This window comes from Endozoicomonas sp. GU-1, assembly GCF_027366395.1.
Classification (GTDB): Bacteria; Pseudomonadota; Gammaproteobacteria; order Pseudomonadales; family Endozoicomonadaceae; genus Endozoicomonas.
The window spans coordinates 3102177-3119861 of record NZ_CP114771.1 but is presented as its reverse complement, the minus strand read 5'-3'; the positions used below and the strand labels follow the sequence as shown (position 1 = coordinate 3119861).

Genomic DNA, 17685 nt, shown 5'->3' with positions numbered 1-17685 from the left:
ATTTTTGTGAGAAGGTAGGGGTGATGATACCCCTGCCAGCTAAGGAATTAAGGACAAAAGAATGACCACTGAAAAGAAATACATTGTTTCTCTTGATCAGGGTACCACCAGTTCACGGGCCATCATTTTTAACCACGATGGTGACATCGTTGGTACTTCTCAGCGGGAATTTACCCAGTATTATCCTCAACCGGGCTGGGTTGAGCACAACCCGATGGAGATCTGGGCGACCCAGAGTTCGGTTCTGACCGAGGTGCTGGCAAAAACCAATATTCGCCCGGACGAGGTGGCTGCACTTGGTATTACCAATCAGCGGGAAACCACTGTTGTCTGGGATAAAACTACCGGTCAGCCGGTCTATAACGCCATTGTATGGCAATGCCGTCGTACAACGGAGATCTGCGAACAATTAAAAAAAGCCGGTCTGGAAAGTCATATCCGTGAAACTACCGGTCTGGTTCTGGACGCCTATTTCTCTGGCACAAAAATCAAGTGGATTCTTGATAACGTTGAAGGTGCCCGTGAAAGTGCCGAGAAAGGTGACCTGTTGTTCGGTACCGTGGATACCTGGCTGACCTGGAAGCTCACCAATGGCCGCGCCCATGTGACGGATGTAACCAACGCTTCACGGACCATGCTGTTTGATATCAACCGTCTGGAGTGGGATGACACCATTTTGCAGGCGCTGGATATTCCACGCAGCATGCTGCCTGAAGTGAAGTCCAGCTCGGAAGTGTATGGCAAGACCAACATTGGTGGTAAAGGCGGCACCCGGATTCCGGTGGCTGGTATGGCAGGTGACCAGCAGGCCGCCCTGTTTGGCCAGATGTGCCATGAGAAAGGCATGGCCAAAAACACCTATGGCACAGGCTGCTTCCTGTTGATGAATACCGGCGAGACACCGGTTAAGTCCGAAAATGGTCTTTTAACGACCATCGCCTTTGGTATTGATGGCAAGGTGCATTATGCCCTGGAAGGCTCTGTCTTTATGGGTGGGGCTTCTGTTCAGTGGCTTCGTGATGAGCTTGGCCTGGTTCGTGATGCGGCGGATACCGAATATTTTGCCAGCAAAGTAAAAGACACTAATGGTGTATATGTCGTGCCGGGCTTTGTTGGCCTGGGAGCGCCCTACTGGGATCCTTATGCCCGTGGTGCTATTTTCGGTCTGACCCGTGGTGCTAACCGAAACCATATTGTGCGTGCCACGCTGGAGGCCATTGCTTACCAGTCCCGTGATCTGATTGAAGCGATGCAGCAGGATGCGGGTATCGAAATGAAACAGCTGCGTGTGGATGGTGGTGCTGTTGCCAATAACTTCCTGATGCAGTTCCAGTCAGATATTTTGAATAAGGAAGTGGTTCGTCCAACGGTGACGGAATCAACAGCAGCGGGTTCCGCTTATCTGGCAGGTCTTGCCGTTGGTTTCTGGAAGAGCATCGATGAGCTTAAGGACAAGGTAGGCGTTGATCGTGTTTATATTCCGGTGATGGATGATGAACAGCGTAGCGGGTTGTACAAAGGCTGGAAGAAAGCCGTAGAACGCAGCCTGAAATGGGAAGACCAGGAATAAACACAAGTGTTCACGGGCTCAGGGTGCGCTTGCTACCCTGAGCACTGCTTTGGCCAATGTGTGGTGTGGAGTCTGGTAGCCGATCTACACAACCGTAGCCTTATAAATCCAACCTTATTTCTCAGTTTGCCTGTCCTTTTGGGATGATTCTCTCCGTCTTTCATACCCACAATTAACATTTCATCACTCAACACTGACCGATAGTGCCTGGGCAAGATTGCCTGTGGATTTTCAAAGTTGGCCAAAGTTTTCGGCATACAGGTAAATAGGTAATCCCACCAACAAGTGTTGTTAATTACCACTTTGTCAAAAAATCACTTACTATGTGTGCCCTGATTTATAAGAAGGGCTTCTGAGACAGGCTGCCTGCACGGGGCTTCCATCTTATGAAACAGCTCAATATGCCTGAATTTTTGGTGTAAGAATGATGTCGTATGTTGTCGGTTCCTGTGATCTTGTCAATGTACAAATCAGGTAAGAATGTTGGTCGTTTTCACAGTAAAAGTTTCAGCATTGTTGATTGGGGTAAGCACTCTGAACTGGCTCCTTGTATCCGGTTCAGAAGTGCTGATGCACTGAATGAAAAGTCTATTAATTTAGCTTCCGGTGACCGTTATGCGCATAGGGATCCCTGGAGAGGTCCAGGAAAACGAGAATCGTGTTGCTGCAACGCCCGATACAGTGGGCAAGTTGCAGAAGCTCGGTTTTGACGTCGTCGTTGAACGAGGTGCAGGGGTAAAAGCGAACTTTGGGGATGAAGCATTTACTCAGGCTGGTGCCCGGGTCGTTGATCGTGATGAGGTCTGGAACTCAGACATTATTCTCAAGGTGAACGCGCCCATTGATGATGAAATTGCACTGCTTAAAGATGGCGCTACCCTGGCCAGCTTCATTTGGCCTGCCCAGAATGAAGCGCTGATGAATAAGCTTAGCCAGCGTAATGTGAACATTCTGGCAATGGACGGCGTACCGCGCCTGTCGCGCTCACAGTCCCTGGATGCCCTGAGTTCAATGGCCAATATTGGTGGCTATCGTGCGGTGGTTGAGGCATCCCACGAGTTTGGCCGCTTCTTTAATGGCCAGATCACGGCGGCCGGTAAAATTCCTCCAGCCAAGGTGCTGGTCATTGGTGCCGGTGTTGCTGGCCTGGCTGCCCTGGGTGCAGCGGGCAGCATGGGTGCCATTGTGCGTGCCTTCGATACCCGGCCTGAAGTGAAGGAACAGGTTGAGAGTATGGGGGCCGAGTTCCTTGAGCTGGATTATGAAGAAGAGCAGGACTCTTCCGATGGGTATGCCAAGGAGATGAGCCAGGCGTTTATTGATGCTGAGATGGCGCTCTTTATGGAGCAGGCCAGAGACGTTGATATCATCATCACCACGGCGCTTATTCCCGGTAAACCGGCACCAAAGCTGATCACCGAAGACATGGTCAAGGCCATGAAGCCCGGCAGTGTTATTGTCGATCTGGCTGCCCAGACCGGCGGTAACTGTGCATGTACCGTCAAGGACCAGATCACCGTTGCCCATGGCGTAAAAGTGATCGGTTATACCGATCTGCCGAGTCGTCTGCCCACCCAGTCATCGCAACTGTACGGCACTAACCTGGTGAATCTGCTGAAGCTGCTCTGTCCAAACAAGGATGGGCAGATTGATATCAACTTTGATGATGAAGTGATCCGTGGCCTGACCGTGATCCGTGACGGCAGCATCACCTGGCCACCACCCCCGGTGAAAGTCAGTGCCGCCCCGGCTGCCGGGCCGGAACCGGTGATGGCTAAAGAGCCCGAGCAGGAAGCAAAGGCCAGGCCCTGGCTGAAGCCGGTGCTGATGGCTGTCGGTGCTGTCCTCTTTGGTTGTGTGGCTAACTCGGCCCCCGGCAGTTTCCTGGAACATTTCACCGTTTTTGTCCTCGCTTCCATCGTCGGCTATTACGTAATCTGGAATGTGACGTCTGCGCTGCATACACCATTGATGAGTGTTACCAACGCCATCAGCGGCATTGTGGTGGTTGGTGGTCTGGTCCAGATGGGCAGTGACAACAATATCGTCCTTGCCCTGTCGGGTATTGCCATCACGGTCGCTGTCATCAATATTGTTGGTGGATTCGCTGTTACCCAGCGGATGCTCAAGATGTTCCGTCTGGATTAACAGGAGTCGCTCGCAATGTCTGAAGGATTACTGGTAGCGGCTTATCTGGTCGCTGCATTAATGTTTGTTATGAGTCTTGCCGGGCTTAGCCGACAGGATACGGCAAAAAACGGCAATATCTACGGCATCACCGGGATGGTGGTGGCCGTACTGGCCACCCTGGCTCATGCCCATATTGCCGGTATTACCCTGGTAACGCTCTGCATGATAGTGGGTGCGGGTGTTGGTCTTTATCTGGCGATTAAAGTCCAGATGACGGAAATGCCACAGCTGGTGGCCATTCTGAACGGCTTTGGTGGTCTGGCCGCCGTACTGATTGGTTTTGCCAGTGCGCTGGAAGTCAATGACTCACTGGCTGGCCAGTTGAAAGACCTGGTCATGTCCGCTGAGCAGTTGATTCACAGTTCGGAAATCTTTATCGGGATTATTATTGGTGCGGTGACGTTCAGTGGCTCGGTGGTGGCGGCGTTGAAGCTTCATGGCAAGATTTCCAGCCGTCCGGTATCACTGCCCGGTAAGCACTGGAGCAACCTGGCTATCCTTGGCCTGGCGGTGTTGATGGGGGTTGTCTATGTACAGCAGCACAGTATTCTGGCCCTGGTGCTGGTCACCCTGCTGGCCTTTGCCTTTGGTATCACCCTGGTGCTGGGTATTGGCGGTGCCGATATGCCGGTGGTGGTCTCCATGCTGAACGCTTACTCAGGTCTGGCGGCGGCCATGACTGGCTTTATGCTGGGCAACAACCTGCTGATCATTACCGGTGCCATGGTGGGATCTTCCGGTGCCATCCTCTCTTACCTGATGTGCGCAGCCATGAATCGGTCGTTTATTTCGGTGATTCTGGGTGGCTTTGGTACCGCAGAGGGGACGATCGTTGAAGGTGGTGATCAGGGTGAGTATACCGAAGTCAGCGCAGAAGACGTTGCGGAACAGCTGAAGAACTCCACCAGCGTTATTATCACGCCTGGCTATGGTATGGCGGTTGCCCAGGCTCAGCACCCGGTTCGTGACCTGGTCAAGAAGCTGCGGGACCGTGGGATCAAGGTTCGTTTCGGTATCCATCCGGTGGCCGGTCGTCTGCCGGGCCATATGAATGTACTGCTGGCTGAGGCAAAGGTGCCTTATGACATCGTGGAAGAGATGGATGAAATCAACGATGACTTTGCCGATACCGATACGGTTCTGGTGATCGGTGCCAACGACACGGTGAACCCGGCGGCGGCTGAAGATCCCAACAGCCCAATCGCCGGCATGCCGGTATTGCGGGTCTGGGAAGCCGGAGAAGTGATTGTCTTCAAACGCTCGATGGCGACCGGTTATGCGGGTGTTCAGAACCCACTGTTCTTCCGTGACAACAGCCGTATGCTGTTTGGTGATGCCACCGACAGTGTTGAGCAGATTCTCAAACAGTTCTGATATTCCCTCCTGTCTGGCTGGCAGCAAGCGCTGTCAGCCAGGAACATTTCTGCCAGGAACGCTCAGTAATCCCGGTACTGTTAAAAATAAAAAACAATCATTCTTATTTGCATCTACATTTGTATTCCGAATCCTGTAACCTCGGAAACTTTGAAATGCACTCTGTACTTACTTCCTGCGTAACCATGACACCACCGTCTGATTCGGCTGCCACTGATAGTGGCCATATCCCGGAGGGTTCGTGCTGGTCGGGTATCTGGAATGTCGGTAAGACCGTGGCTAAATCCTTTCATCCGGACTTTGATCCCGGGCAACGGTCTGTTCAGTCGGATGGCCCATGTATACAGCTGAAGATTCAACCTAAAGAGCTGGCCCTGCGTCTGGCCCAGAAAGCCATACCCGCCGATAGCTATTTCAATACTATCAACCAGGTGGCCATGGCTTGTCTGGCGCTGGCCAGCCTGCCGGGTTGTGGGGGTGAGACGACGCAAGACCAAAATCCGGGAACCAGTAAAGAATCGCCTGGTACTGCTGCCTCAACTTTGCAATCGACCAGTTCTGCAACACCAACGTCAACACCAACACCAACACCAACACCAAGGCAATCAAGCTCTCAGCTGAAAAATACACATACTACGTCGCAGGCTCCGACAACTTCAGAATTGCCTAGCTCTGCAACTCAAATGACAGCGCTGCCAAGTCCCGGGCCGACCAGCTCACTGGCTTCTTCGCCGTCTTCAGCAGTTTCACAATCAGACAGTTCTGCAACACCGTCGCCATTGCTATCAAGATCAAGTTCACAGCAGGAAAGGTCACTCACCACTTCGTTGTCTCCCACAACTTCAGAATTGCCCAGCTCTGCAACTCAAATGACAGCGCAGCCAAGTTCCGGGCCGACCAGCTCACTGGCTTCTTCGCCGACTTCGGCAGTTTCACCATTGACCAGTTCTGCAACGCCATCGCCATTGCTATCAAGATCAAGTTCACAGCAGGAAAGGTCACTCACCACTTCGTTGTCTCCCACAACTTCAGAATTGCCCAGCTCTGCAACTCAAATGACAGCGCAGCCAAGTTCCAGGCCGACCAGCTCACTGGCTTCTTCGCCGTCTTCAGCAGTTTCACAATCAGACAGTTCTGCAACACCGTCGCCATTGCTATCAAGATCAAGTTCACAGCAGGAAAGGTCACTCACCACTTCGTTGTCTCCCACAACTTCAGAATTGCCCAGCTCTGCAACTCAAATGACAACGCTGCCAAGTTCCGGGCCGACCAGCTCACTGGCTTCTTCGTCGGCTTCGACAGTTTCACCATTGACCGGTTCTGCAACGCCATCGCCAGTGCTATCAAGATCAAGTTCACAGCAGGAAAGGTCACTCACCACTTCGCTGTCTCCCACAACTTCAGAATTGCCCAGTTCTGCAACTCAAATGACAGCGCTGCCAAGTTCCGGGCCGACCAGCTCACTGGCTTCTTCGCCTGCTTCGACAGTTTCACCATTGACCGGTTCTGTAACGCCATCGCCAGTGCTATCAAGATCAAGTTCACAGCAGGAAAGGACACTCACCACTTCGTTGTCTCCCACAACTTCAGAATTGCCCAGCTCTGCAACTCAAATGACAGCGCTGCCAAGTTCCGGGCCGACCAGCTCACTGGCTTCTTCGTCGGCTTCGACAGTTTCACCATTGACCGGTTCTGCAACGCCATCGCCAGTGCTATCAAGATCAAGTTCACAGCAGGAAAGGTCACTCACCACTTCGTTGTCTCCCACAACTTCAGAATTGCCCAGCTCTGCAACTCAAATGACAACGCTGCCAAGTTCCGGCCCGACCAGCTCGCTGGCTTCTTTGCCATCTTCGGCATTTTCACAATCAGCCAGTACTGCAATGCCAGCGCCGTCAAGTTCTAAGCTAGCCAGCTCATTGGCTTCTTCGTCGTCTCCGACGACTTCACAATTGGCCAGTTCTGCAACGCCTACGGCAAAGTTATCAAGCTCACAGGTGAAAAGTGCAGTTATTTCGTCGTCATCACCGATAATCTCAGAGTTGACCAGCTCTGCAACGCCATCGTCATCGCTCTCAAGTTCCCAGCTGCCCAGTTCTCCTGCTTTATCGCCAACACTAACAACTTCAGAATCGTCGAGTTCAGCTGTTTCGCCTTCAATTTTCTCAACATCACCACCGACCACTCTAACCATACCGCCGGGTTGCAGGGGGGCAGAGATTCCTGTTGGAAGTAAGGCTGACCTGGCCAAAATCGGGAAGAAAGAGGAGCCGTGCTATCCACCCAATGGTAAGTATAAACAGATCGCTAATATTGATGCTGGCAAAAACCATTCACCTATCCCGGAATTCACTGGTGAATACAACGGTAACGGCAAGAGCATTAGCAACCTGAATAACTGCCTCTTCCAGCAGGTGGAAAAAGGGGGAATAGTACGTAACGTGGTGGTTACAAAAGCTCGTGTAGATATAAAAGTCCCGGAATTTACCGGTAATAAGGGCGTAATCGCCTGTGAAGCCAGCAAAGCTCTGCTGAAAAATAACACCGTGGAACATTCTAAGTTCAAGTTGGAAGGAAGAGGCGGCTCGGGAAATATTGGAATGCTGGCGGGAGAGATCAAAGACAACTCAAAACTGGAAGGCAACCAAGTCAAGCACTCGAAAATGAGCGCATCAATAAGTGGAGCTTATAATTATAATGTAGGAATATTAACCGGAAAGGCCATAGGATCCGCTTCCCTGGACAATAATTCGATTGACAATTGCACTATCATCACGGGAAGTGACAAATGGAAAGATTCGAATAGTAATCGTTACACTGGCACTGGCTTGATGGCTGGTAAAATGGAGAATAAAGTCACTGTCAAAAACTCGAAACTTACCAATAACAAGCTGATCGACAACACGCGATTTGTCTACGCCGGTGGTGTTGCGGGGCAGGCGATAGGCCGCACAAAAATTAAAATTAAGGGTACTTATGCCTTCAATAACGAAATACTTTCCAAGGAAAGAGCGGAGAGTAAACAAGTCCCAAAGATTGCGGTAGTTGTTGCCTCAGCGAGGCGTTGCGATATTAGCAATACTACTGTTATCAAAAACCATCTTGAGTTAAATGGGTATTCCACCGCAAGTGACGGACCCGCTTCGGGAATCGTAACAGCAAAATGTAAGCAAAGCACGATCCAACATACTCTGGCCGAACATAGTCAATTGGACTCCAAAGGTCGGGCAGCTGTTGCCACTGCATATCTTGATCATGGGTGCACGATCCATAACACCACTGCCAGAAATGTGACAATTAAAGCTTGGAACAAATACTATAGAGAATCTGCTGCGGCGATTGCTGTGGCCGAGTTAGGAAAAGACGCGGGCTCCAAAAATGAGATTAGCCAGACAACCGCTATCGATTGTCAGATATCAGCAGTTCACGAAACGGATGGTTATAGTTATGCCGCAGTGGGCACTGGCTATGGAGATGAAAGTGGCAATGTGCGCATCATCGATACCACTGCCTGCAACACTACCATCAAGGGTGCTCACGCTGGCATAGCCGCTGGCCAAAAGGCTCGTTCATCTACTAGCACCCGTGCCTGTAACACCACAATCAACAACAACCAGCCGAAAAATCTTGATTGCCCTAAGGCAAACTGCCCAAGGCAAATTACTGACGCGCCACCCACACAACTCACCACGGCCACCACAACTGGCAGCAATAAAACAACAACTGACTTTTTTAATCCATCTCCGGAAACACGGGTCAACAGCACTGCAACCACGGCTACCAAGCGCAGCCCTTATTACCCGAACTACTCATCGAGCGCAAAATCATCGTTATCGGTGAGTCTGTCAAGTCCACAACTGGCAAGTACACTTACTTCGTCGTCTCAGACCATTTCAGGGTCGGCCAGTTCTGCAACGCCAACTTCAGCGCTACCCGACTCACAGCTGGAAAGTGCGTTAAATTCCTCAACGGCTTCGGCAATGTCAGAATCAACCGGTGTGACGACGTCATTACCAATGACGCCAGGTTCAAAGACGGAAAGTGTACTGACTTCGTCGTTGGCTCCGACAATTTCAGCGTCAGCCAGCTCTGCAACGCCAACTTCAGCACTACCAGGTTCACAGTTGGAAAGTGCATTAACTTCCTCGACGGCTCCGTCAATTTCAGCATTGACCCGTTCTGTAAGGCCATCAATGTTAAGTTCACAGCTGGCCAGTCCAACTTCAGCTGGCGACGGCCAGACAACAGCTGAGGTGTTAGCTCCGTCTCTGGAAGCACGGGGCAATAGCACTGTAACCCGGGCTACTACAGACAGCTCTGACTATCTGAACTACTTATCGAGCGCAAAATCACCGTTATCGGTGGGTCTGTCAAGTCCACAACTGGCAAGTACACTTACTTCGTCGTCTCAGACCATTTCAGGGTCGGCCAGTTCTGCAACGCCAACTTCAGCGCTACCCGACTCACAGCTGGAAAGTGCGTTAAATTCCTCAACGGCTTCGGCAATGTCAGAATCAACCGGTGTGACGACGTCATTACCAATGACGCCAGGTTCAAAGACGGAAAGTGCACTGACTTCGTCGTTGGCTCCAACCATTTCAGCGTCAGCCAGCTCTGCAACGCCAGCTTCAGCACTACCAGGTTCACAGCTGGAAAGTGCATTAACTTCCTCGACGGCTCCGTCAATTTCAGCATTGACCCGTTCTGCAAGGCCATCACTGTCAAGTTCACAGCTGGCCAGTCCACCGGCTTCTTCATCGGTTAACATAACCGATAACGTCGATACTTCATCCCTCCTTCTTAACACCGACGAAGTGGATGCCGGCATTCCGTTACCTACCCTGGCCGGAGGGGTTGTAGCGGGCATTCTCACCGGTGGCGTTGTGCTGTATACCTGCTACGAGTGGTACCAGGGCTATAAGGCAGGGTTAAGGGGCAAAAAGTTAGCCCTGCGGCCCATTACCCGGATCAAAGATGCGATTTGCTGCCATTCACCAGCTATGGGGAAAAAAGCGGATAGCATGGAACTGGTTTCTTTGCGGTCGATTGATGTCTGACAGTGAATCCAGAACCGGCAGCCCGCCATCAAACGCCAGACTAATGCGGATAAACATTGAAAGCATACACGCATCCCGTCTGGTACGAGCATAGCACCCGTCCGGGCGACCCCATGGTGAGGGTGGCAAAAATTAAGGATAAACATTCCGTTTTGTGAGGTGAGTCTATTCTCGGACTGCCTCCTGATTATCCAACGGTTGACGTTGCAGTGGGATGATGCGGTTGAACTTCCCATTCGGGTAATGTCTTTCTCCAATCCTTAAGTTTCAACGGATCCCAGACATTGATTTTCCAGTACACTTTATTGCTTATCCATAAACAGAGTTTCATAACGTTGATCATGAAGTTTTTGAGTTTGGCTTTAAAGCCTTCCCAGCGAGCACGACGGCTGGCGTATTGCTCATAGGCTTCGCCTGTTTTGGCTAAATCTGCCCTGCTTGCCGTTGCCAGCTTTCTGCCAAGTTTGGCACCAACCACCAGAAAGTTATTCAACGAGCGGTAATAGGGAAGTGATGTGGCGGCATCTCCGGCGATGCAGATAAGCTTGCCGGATGGCGTGACATGGTGAACTTGACGGGCATGAAAAATAGACAGGGTATGGGGCGTCAATTCTTCAGTGTCAGCAATGAGGGTTTCCTGGCAGTATTGCTGCTTTATCGCCTGCCAGTTTTTTATTTTTTCTTTCAGGCTACCCCTTACTTTACTGTCGGAGAGCTTTGCCGCATGGCCAAGGTTGTAGCCAGACAGACTCTCGAACTCTTCTTTTGAAATAAAAAAGTCGATGGTGACCTCATTGGTCTGTTCATTGAGTGGGCGAATTCTCTCTTCGACCGGTGATAACATCAATTTGAAGGTTGCATAAACATAGCGGGAAAGATTGAGCCAGCCACTGGCCAGCTTTTTCGTTGGGCCCTTGACCTGGTATTTTACCCTGACTCGATATTGCAGGTCTTTTTTTGAGGTAAACTCACTGTCTTCATCGGTTGATGACAGTTCGGAGAAGAGAATATCTTCTCCCTGGTAGCCGGGGTTATCGGCCATTGTCAGTAACGCTTTTCTACTTTTTGAATGTGCGCCATCGGCACAGACAAGGGCATCAAACAGGGCTTCTCCTGAGGTAAACGTTACTTTACCATCGCCAATGGCAACCACTTCATAATCACTGCCAGCGTGCAGGGTAATGCCCATTTGTTGGGCAATTGACTTCAAATCGGTTTCAAGCTCTTTACAACTGATATGACCATGCTGCCTGCGGATTTTATCTCTAAGCTGCGCCATTCCCGGTGTTAACACCGGATGGTCATAACTCTTCAGTGATCTGAAGCATTGATCGTCAATGTGAACTGTGTGATTTCGAGCGTATTCTGCTCTCTTTTCAAACATTTCTATATCCGTATCAGGCTGGCCTGCCTTCAGTTGCAATGCATTGTAAAGGGCAACAGGGCCCATGCCCACGTAGGCTACTTTGAGGGCTCGATGATTCAGAGGCTGGCCTGTCCCTGGTATTTGTTCACTGGACTTTTTCCTGTTGTTCGCTAACTCCTGTGACACCGCTATTTCAGGTGCTGGTAAAAATAAACCCGGATAGCGCTCATCCACGCCTGATGTAGCTTCCCTGATCATGACTTCTCAGCTCCTTCTGTGAAATAACTATTTGATAAAACTGAATTATCTGTTTTGGATTATGAAGTACGATGGTTCATAAAATCGAACTGTTAAAGATTGGACACTTTTTTTAGAAAAACGTTCGTTTTAATTTTTCCCATTCAATCGATAGACATCATTTTCTTCAATTGAGAACAATGTCTGGTCGGCCCACCCGGGCGGCCCCACCTGGGCGGCCCCACCTAGGCGGCCCCACCTGGGCGGCCCCATTGCAATACCAACAGGCCAAGACTTGCCAGCACACTCTGGGCAGCACCTTCTATAGGGAGGAGATAATGGCGGCATTGGAACTAATGTCAGTGGTGTGTGGTCAAAAGAGGTTAGCGAGACTCGAAAACTCAAGACTATCAGTGGAAAATAGGAGAATTTGCCATGGAATGCAGAAGTCATTCGCCAATCCGTCTTTCTATACCAGCCGGTGCTGACAACCAGCCGATGGGACAAGCCCTGACAGCCATCACTGGTGAATTAAATGGTATGAAAGTACAAGATGCCAGCTCACAAGCTATGTCTTCCTCAACTTTTGCAAGTCAGCCCGCATCCGGAACTGGTCAACCATCGACAGTTTCCTTAGCAGACAGAAGCTCGATTGTGCCTGTCAGCGAATCATCGACAAGAACCTATCCATCGCAACTCGATCGTTTTCTTGATGGCGGTCCATTCCCGGAACTGTCCAAAAAGGAAAAAGACGAGATCAGAAAGGAAAGGCTGGCTTTTAGTAGTATGGTGCGCAAAAAGGAATCAAAGTTTGGCGAATATCATTTAGCAGGTTTTCCGTACTTACCAATTAGTACCAAACACACGACCTACTTGATTCCCACCGACGATATCAAAACTTACCTGGTGATTGCCGAGCATTACAAAGATCTGCGCTTCGCAATTGACTTCGATGAGAAAGAACGCGCTATAGAAGCTCAAGACAAACTCATGGTCTATTTGAATGATCCCCGTTGTCTCAAAATGAGTGTTGCGAAAGCAGCCCGCTTTCAGGCCGAAAGTGCAGCAAACTTTATTGCGCCTGAAGTTGTCAAAAAAATTCTGGACAGCAAGCTGGATTATTTTGTTGAGGCGCTCGCCGATGAAAACAAACGACCAAATGTCATTTTTACTCTCCTCACCCTACAAGACAAACTGAATGATGCCAAGAAAGAGGTGGATGAATGCTTTGAGTATCCAAGTGTGTGGGATGATGATGATGAAGATGAAAGCCCCAAGCTGTCTATTCAAGTGGGCCATTCCAGGCTGATTATACAGAATGAACCGGCCCAAAAAGCCAAACAGGCTTTGTGCCATATGCAGGAGATGATCTCTCATCTTTTGCAACAGGATTATGATCAAGCCAAGATCAGCCAAAAGTCAATAAAGCTCAAGCAAGAGAACTTCTACGTCGAATGATGGCAATTTCGAAAGATATCTGAGCTTATGGTTTAGCGGCTGCGATCAGCCGCCAACCATCCCACCAACAACTCCGTCAATAACCACCACATTTCTGCCGCACCATTGGAACAACAACCACAGGCTCCTGGTTCGGCGGGAGTACCTTTCGATTACGGATAGGCCCCGGACATCATTTTCAGTGACTCTATCTCGTCTGCCCAGAGTGTTTCATCAATGGTTTCCAGAACCATGGGAATGCCATCAAAACGGCTGTCAGCCATGATATAGCGAAATACCTCCCAACCAATCTCACCCTGGCCCAGGCTGTGGTGCCGGTCTTTTCGTGAGCCCAGTGCGCCTTTGGAGTCATTCAGGTGCATGCCTTTCAGGTACTGAAAACCAATGACCTGCTCGAACTCGGCAAACGTTTTCTGGCAGGCGTCCTGTGTGCGAAGGTCGTAACCGGCAGCAAAAGTGTGGCAGGTATCCAGACAGACACCAACACGGCTTTTGTCGTCCACCTGATCAATGATTTCGGCGATTTCGGCAAATTGCCACCCCAGGTTGCTGCCCTGGCCTGCGGTATTTTCGATCACCGCAATCACGCCCTGCGTTTGCTCAAGGGCCATATTGATGGACTGGGCAATTTTACTCAGGCAGTCCGATACCCCGATTTTTCTCAGGTGACTGCCCGGGTGAAAGTTCAGTCGGTCAAGACCGAGCTGCATACACCGTTCCATCTCATCAATAAATGCCAGCCGGGACTTCTCCAGGGCTTCGGGCTCCGGATGACCCAGGTTGATCAGATAACTGTCGTGGGGAAGAATTTGTTGCGGTGTGAAATGGTATTGCTCACAACGCTCTCTGAATAACTCGATGCTCTTCATTGACAGCGGTTTGGCCTTCCACTGTCTTTGATTTTTGGTGAACAGGGCAAAGGCGGTTGCACCTAATTCATGAGCATTCACCGGGGCATTTTCGACACCACCGGCCGCACTGACGTGTGCTCCTATGTATTTCATTGATTGGTACTTCCTGTGGGTTTTATGGGATAAGGAATTGTCCTGAAATAACTTCCACTTTTCTACAGACTACCAGCTTCCCGCTTCCCGAAAAATTGGAACCGCTTGTGCTCTTGCGGGCAGCGGGTGGCGGGAAGCGGGCGGCGAGATTTTCCCGGACAAATCCTAATTGCAACTGTAGGCACTATTCCCGGGCATTCATCTCTTCTGATAACCATTGCATATATTGAGCCCGGGTTTCTGTCAGCTCATTCGGCAGGTGATGCCGGGCACCCTCCAGCCATAGGACTTTGGGCGAGCGATATAGTTGCCCTAAAGCCTGAATGTTATAGGGGCCGTCCACTGTGGTGTCATCCGTGCCCTGAAGGATCAGCGGGCTTAACGGGATTTGCTCTTTGGATGACTCTATTGTTCGAATCCAGCGGTCCAAAGCAGAGACCCACTGTGTGGGTAACACGGTTGGTGCCAGTGGATCATTGTGCGCTCTGTTCAGGAAGTCTTTATCCCGACAGTTATCTTTGAATTGCCTGGGAATCTGGCGAATAAATGGCCGGGCCAGGTAGAGCTGTAGTCGGCTGAGTTTCCATAACCAGGGCCGAACCAGTGGAGCAGACAGGATAACCTGATCAAAAGGCATCGGCGTGCCTTGCCTGGTATGGTGATGCAACAACTCGGTAATAATGGCACCCCCTGTACTCTGACCGTAGGCAAGCCATGGCCCGGGCAGCATTGACGCGCAGTACTGCATAACATCTGCCAGCACCAGGCGATAGTGTGCAAAGTCTTCAATGGTCGCTGGCTGGCCACTGGAAAGCCCGTGACCGGGAAGATCGTAGGCCAGAACGTTAAAGCCTTCTTCAATAAAGAAGCGGATAATATGCTCAAACAAGCCGACATGGTCATAGTAGCCATGGAGCAGAAATACCGAGCCTTTGGCTTCAGGCCGGGTGTATAGGTGGCAGGCAATGCGGTATTCAGTGCTGTTTATATACCCCAGGCAATGCTGGACATCAGGGAGGCGCTTTTCCAAGTCAATGCGGTAATACTCAAAGTATGCCTGTTCGTGAGGATACGGCGTCAGGCCATGGGAGAGCGGGCGCATATCAGAGATAAGCTTAAGTTTGTCCATTAACTTTCTTCAGGTACTTTCTGGAGGTCCTTTAAGGGAACTTCTATCTCTTTTCTGGCAACAATCTTTTCTTCAATGCCTTCGTCAGTTCGCTGACTTTCAATGAACTGGATAAGAATAATACCGCGGTCCATCTTAACACCTTTGACAAACGTACTTTCAAGGTGTCGGAAAAGAGGGTTGTTATACAGTACCGACTCACCTTCCTTGAAGCTGACGGAGTCTGGCTTCTCATCCGGAATGCGGCCATTGTATTTCCAGACAAATGCCTCAATCTGGTCGATCAGCTGCTCACCATCAGGTATCGGCCTGGGTAGTAGCTTGCCCATATCCTTTTCAGGCAGTCGCCCTTCGTTGTAGAGCTTTTGACTGATCTTGTTAAACCGGACCACCTGGGCGATGCCCCGGGTTGAACGGATTTTGTGAAAAGAGGGAAGGGCATCCTTGTCTAAGTGGATGAACAGATAGCCCGGAAACAGGGGGAACGCGAGTGCTTTTTTCCAGGATGAGAGGACAATAGGCCTCAAAGCCCTGGTGCTCAAGGTTATCCTGAGCACGAACCTCTTCCCGGTGTTTGGCTTTCAGCAAATACCATCCCTGTTGCAAAGCCGCTTGTTCAGATGACATAACAAATCCTTTTGACGACGTTTACTGAAAATAACCAACGGGCAGGTAGAGTGCCTCGAAGCGGTTCCCTGCAATGTGTGAACTTCATCATCAGACATTCAGCCAATGCGGCAAGTTGCCGGGTTGTCGTACAGTTAACACGACCCTTATCTAACGGGGGAAGCGCACGACAGTAGAAGCCAGTATATATGCTGAAGACAAGAACTATGCCAGTAAAAAGCACGATGACGCTGGCCAGCAGGTGGTTTCTGCATTCAATAGAATCAGCTGATCTAAAGGTGTTCGACGAGAGCATTCTACAGGACTCAGTTATTCAGACAATACTCAATCAGCAGTAGAGCCCTGTATCGAAAGACTATTTTTTCAGGGAAGCAAGTAAACAGGGTGGGCAAGGTGGTAAAGGTACCGGAAGAACATAGATGGTCTTCCGGTATTGATCGATCAGCGCTTGGCTGCTGCTTCGAGCATGGCTACTGCAGGCAGAACCTTGCCTTCAACAAACTCAAGGAAGGCACCGCCACCGGTGGAAATGTACGACACTTTGTCTTTAATGCCGTACTTGTCGATAGCGGCCAGGGTATCGCCACCGCCAGCGATGGAGAATGCGTCTGAGTTGGCAATGGCCATGGACAGTGAACGGGTGCCCTCACCGAACTGGTCAAACTCGAAAACTCCCACCGGACCATTCCACAGGATGGTTTTTGCTGCCGTGAGAACGTCGGCAAACAGCTTCTGGGTTTCCGGACCAACGTCAAAGATCATGTCGTCATCTTCAACCTCATCCACCGACTTGATAATGGCGGTCTCGTTCTCATCGAATTTCTTACCGCAAACCACATCCACTGGCATCGGGATATCACACTTTGCCATCAGGGCTTTGGCCTGAGGGATCAGGTCTGCTTCGTAGAGGGACTTACCCACATTTTTGCCAGCAGCTGCCAGGAAGGTGTTGGCAATACCACCACCCACGATCAGCTGGTCACAAACGCCGGACAGCGACTCAAGCACGGTCAGCTTGGTAGAAACCTTGGAACCACCAACGATTGCCGTCATCGGACGTTCTGGTTTATCCATAGCCTTGCCCAAAGCGTCCAGTTCCGCCGCCAGCAGCGGACCGGCACAGGCAACAGCGGCAAACTTGCCAACACCATGGGTGGAAGCCTGGGCGCGGTGTGCGGTGCCGAAAGCATCCATCACATAGATATCACACAGAGCGGCCATTTTGCGGGACAGGGCTTCGTCGTCTTTCTCTTCGCCGACATTGAAACGGCAGTTTTCCAGAATAACCAGCTCTCCGGCTGCCACGTCAAAACCACCGTCAACCCAGTCTTTGACCAGGCGAACTTCCTTACCCAGCAGGTTGCCAATGTAGTCTGCCACCGGCTTCAGGGAGAACTGCTCTTCATACTCACCTTCAGTCGGGCGACCCAGGTGAGAGGTCACCATGACATGAGCACCGGCTGCCAGAGCCTGCTCAATGGTTGGCAGAGACGCCAGAATACGGGCGTCACTGGTGACCTTGCCGCCTTTTACCGGAACATTGAGGTCTTCACGGATCAGCACGCGTTTGCCTGCCAGATCCAGGTCGGTCATTGTTAAAACGTTCATTGGGAGCCCTCTTGATATTCACTGATGGCTGAGTTTCTCAGGGGCAAGCACTGTTTATTAATACT

Annotated in this window: 20 protein-coding genes and 1 pseudogene; 5 read left to right on the top strand and 16 right to left on the bottom strand. The window is 50.6% G+C overall.

Annotation, left to right across the window (positions count from 1 at the left end; translation table 11 throughout):
- The first annotated feature begins 61 nt into the window (after positions 1-61).
- The 3 genes from glpK (at position 62) to pntB (ending at position 5134) form a co-directional block, all read left to right on the top strand.
- A complete protein-coding gene (gene glpK, locus O3276_RS12775; RefSeq protein WP_269671695.1) occupies positions 62-1570 on the top strand; it encodes a glycerol kinase GlpK in 1509 nt (502 codons plus the stop codon).
- Between the two features lie 615 nt (positions 1571-2185).
- Positions 2186-3718, top strand: a complete 1533-nt coding sequence (locus O3276_RS12770) for a Re/Si-specific NAD(P)(+) transhydrogenase subunit alpha (protein WP_269671694.1) — start codon at positions 2186-2188, stop codon at positions 3716-3718.
- A 15-nt stretch (positions 3719-3733) separates the two neighbouring features.
- Entirely contained in the window at positions 3734-5134 is a 1401-nt protein-coding gene (gene pntB, locus O3276_RS12765) for a Re/Si-specific NAD(P)(+) transhydrogenase subunit beta (RefSeq protein ID WP_269671693.1), read from the top strand.
- A gap of 113 nt (positions 5135-5247) precedes the next feature.
- Here pntB and O3276_RS12760 read toward each other — a convergent pair whose 3' ends face one another.
- The 11 genes from O3276_RS12760 to O3276_RS12710 all read right to left on the bottom strand — a co-directional run bounded on the left by O3276_RS12760 (position 5248) and on the right by O3276_RS12710 (position 9962).
- Positions 5248-5625: a hypothetical protein gene (locus tag O3276_RS12760; protein WP_269671692.1), complete on the bottom strand. Its 378-nt coding sequence runs from the start codon at positions 5623-5625 to the stop codon at positions 5248-5250.
- Positions 5626-5813: 188 nt separating this feature from the next.
- A complete protein-coding gene (locus O3276_RS12755; protein WP_269671691.1) occupies positions 5814-5972 on the bottom strand; it encodes a hypothetical protein in 159 nt (52 codons plus the stop codon).
- Between the two features lie 27 nt (positions 5973-5999).
- Positions 6000-6158, bottom strand: a complete 159-nt coding sequence (locus O3276_RS12750; protein ID WP_269671690.1) for a hypothetical protein — start codon at positions 6156-6158, stop codon at positions 6000-6002.
- 27 nt (positions 6159-6185) lie between these two features.
- Positions 6186-6344 (bottom strand): hypothetical protein, encoded by a 159-nt coding sequence (locus O3276_RS12745; RefSeq protein WP_269671689.1) that lies wholly within the window; start codon positions 6342-6344, stop codon positions 6186-6188.
- A 27-nt stretch (positions 6345-6371) separates the two neighbouring features.
- Entirely contained in the window at positions 6372-6530 is a 159-nt protein-coding gene (locus O3276_RS12740) for a hypothetical protein (RefSeq protein ID WP_269671688.1), read from the bottom strand.
- Between the two features lie 27 nt (positions 6531-6557).
- Positions 6558-6716 (bottom strand): hypothetical protein, encoded by a 159-nt coding sequence (locus tag O3276_RS12735; protein ID WP_269671687.1) that lies wholly within the window; start codon positions 6714-6716, stop codon positions 6558-6560.
- Positions 6717-6743: 27 nt separating this feature from the next.
- A complete protein-coding gene (locus O3276_RS12730; RefSeq protein WP_269671686.1) occupies positions 6744-6902 on the bottom strand; it encodes a hypothetical protein in 159 nt (52 codons plus the stop codon).
- A gap of 27 nt (positions 6903-6929) precedes the next feature.
- On the bottom strand, positions 6930-7328 hold the full coding sequence (locus O3276_RS12725; RefSeq protein WP_269671685.1) for a hypothetical protein: 399 nt from the start codon (positions 7326-7328) through the stop codon (positions 6930-6932).
- A 1222-nt stretch (positions 7329-8550) separates the two neighbouring features.
- Positions 8551-8694, bottom strand: coding sequence for a hypothetical protein (locus tag O3276_RS12720; RefSeq protein WP_269671684.1), 144 nt, complete (start codon positions 8692-8694; stop codon positions 8551-8553).
- A gap of 323 nt (positions 8695-9017) precedes the next feature.
- Positions 9018-9419 (bottom strand): hypothetical protein, encoded by a 402-nt coding sequence (locus O3276_RS12715; RefSeq protein ID WP_269671683.1) that lies wholly within the window; start codon positions 9417-9419, stop codon positions 9018-9020.
- Positions 9420-9542: 123 nt separating this feature from the next.
- Positions 9543-9962 (bottom strand): hypothetical protein, encoded by a 420-nt coding sequence (locus O3276_RS12710; RefSeq protein WP_269671682.1) that lies wholly within the window; start codon positions 9960-9962, stop codon positions 9543-9545.
- Between O3276_RS12710 and O3276_RS12705 the strand changes: the two genes are divergently transcribed.
- Positions 9949-10191, top strand: coding sequence for a hypothetical protein (locus O3276_RS12705; RefSeq protein ID WP_269671681.1), 243 nt, complete (start codon positions 9949-9951; stop codon positions 10189-10191). The genes O3276_RS12710 and O3276_RS12705 overlap by 14 nt on opposite strands.
- Before the next feature lie 187 nt (positions 10192-10378).
- Here O3276_RS12705 and O3276_RS12700 read toward each other — a convergent pair whose 3' ends face one another.
- On the bottom strand, positions 10379-11815 hold the full coding sequence (locus O3276_RS12700) for a hypothetical protein (protein WP_269671680.1): 1437 nt from the start codon (positions 11813-11815) through the stop codon (positions 10379-10381).
- Positions 11816-12229: 414 nt separating this feature from the next.
- Here O3276_RS12700 and O3276_RS12695 point away from each other — a divergent pair, with 414 nt between their 5' ends.
- Positions 12230-13252: a hypothetical protein gene (locus tag O3276_RS12695; protein WP_269671679.1), complete on the top strand. Its 1023-nt coding sequence runs from the start codon at positions 12230-12232 to the stop codon at positions 13250-13252.
- A gap of 152 nt (positions 13253-13404) precedes the next feature.
- Here the strand turns inward: O3276_RS12695 and nfo are convergent, their stop codons facing one another.
- From nfo to O3276_RS12675, 4 genes and pseudogenes are all read right to left on the bottom strand, one after another.
- Positions 13405-14256 carry a deoxyribonuclease IV gene (gene nfo / locus O3276_RS12690; RefSeq protein WP_269671678.1) on the bottom strand — a complete coding sequence of 284 codons (852 nt, stop codon included), beginning with the start codon at positions 14254-14256 and terminating at the stop codon, positions 13405-13407.
- Between the two features lie 184 nt (positions 14257-14440).
- Positions 14441-15385, bottom strand: a complete 945-nt coding sequence (locus O3276_RS12685) for an alpha/beta hydrolase (RefSeq protein WP_269671677.1) — start codon at positions 15383-15385, stop codon at positions 14441-14443.
- Positions 15385-16012, bottom strand: a pseudogene (locus O3276_RS12680) (transcription termination/antitermination NusG family protein). The gene O3276_RS12685 and the pseudogene O3276_RS12680 overlap by 1 nt, the downstream one beginning before the upstream one ends.
- A gap of 441 nt (positions 16013-16453) precedes the next feature.
- Positions 16454-17620 (bottom strand): phosphoglycerate kinase, encoded by a 1167-nt coding sequence (locus O3276_RS12675; protein WP_269671675.1) that lies wholly within the window; start codon positions 17618-17620, stop codon positions 16454-16456.
- Between the last annotated feature and the right edge of the window lie 65 nt (positions 17621-17685).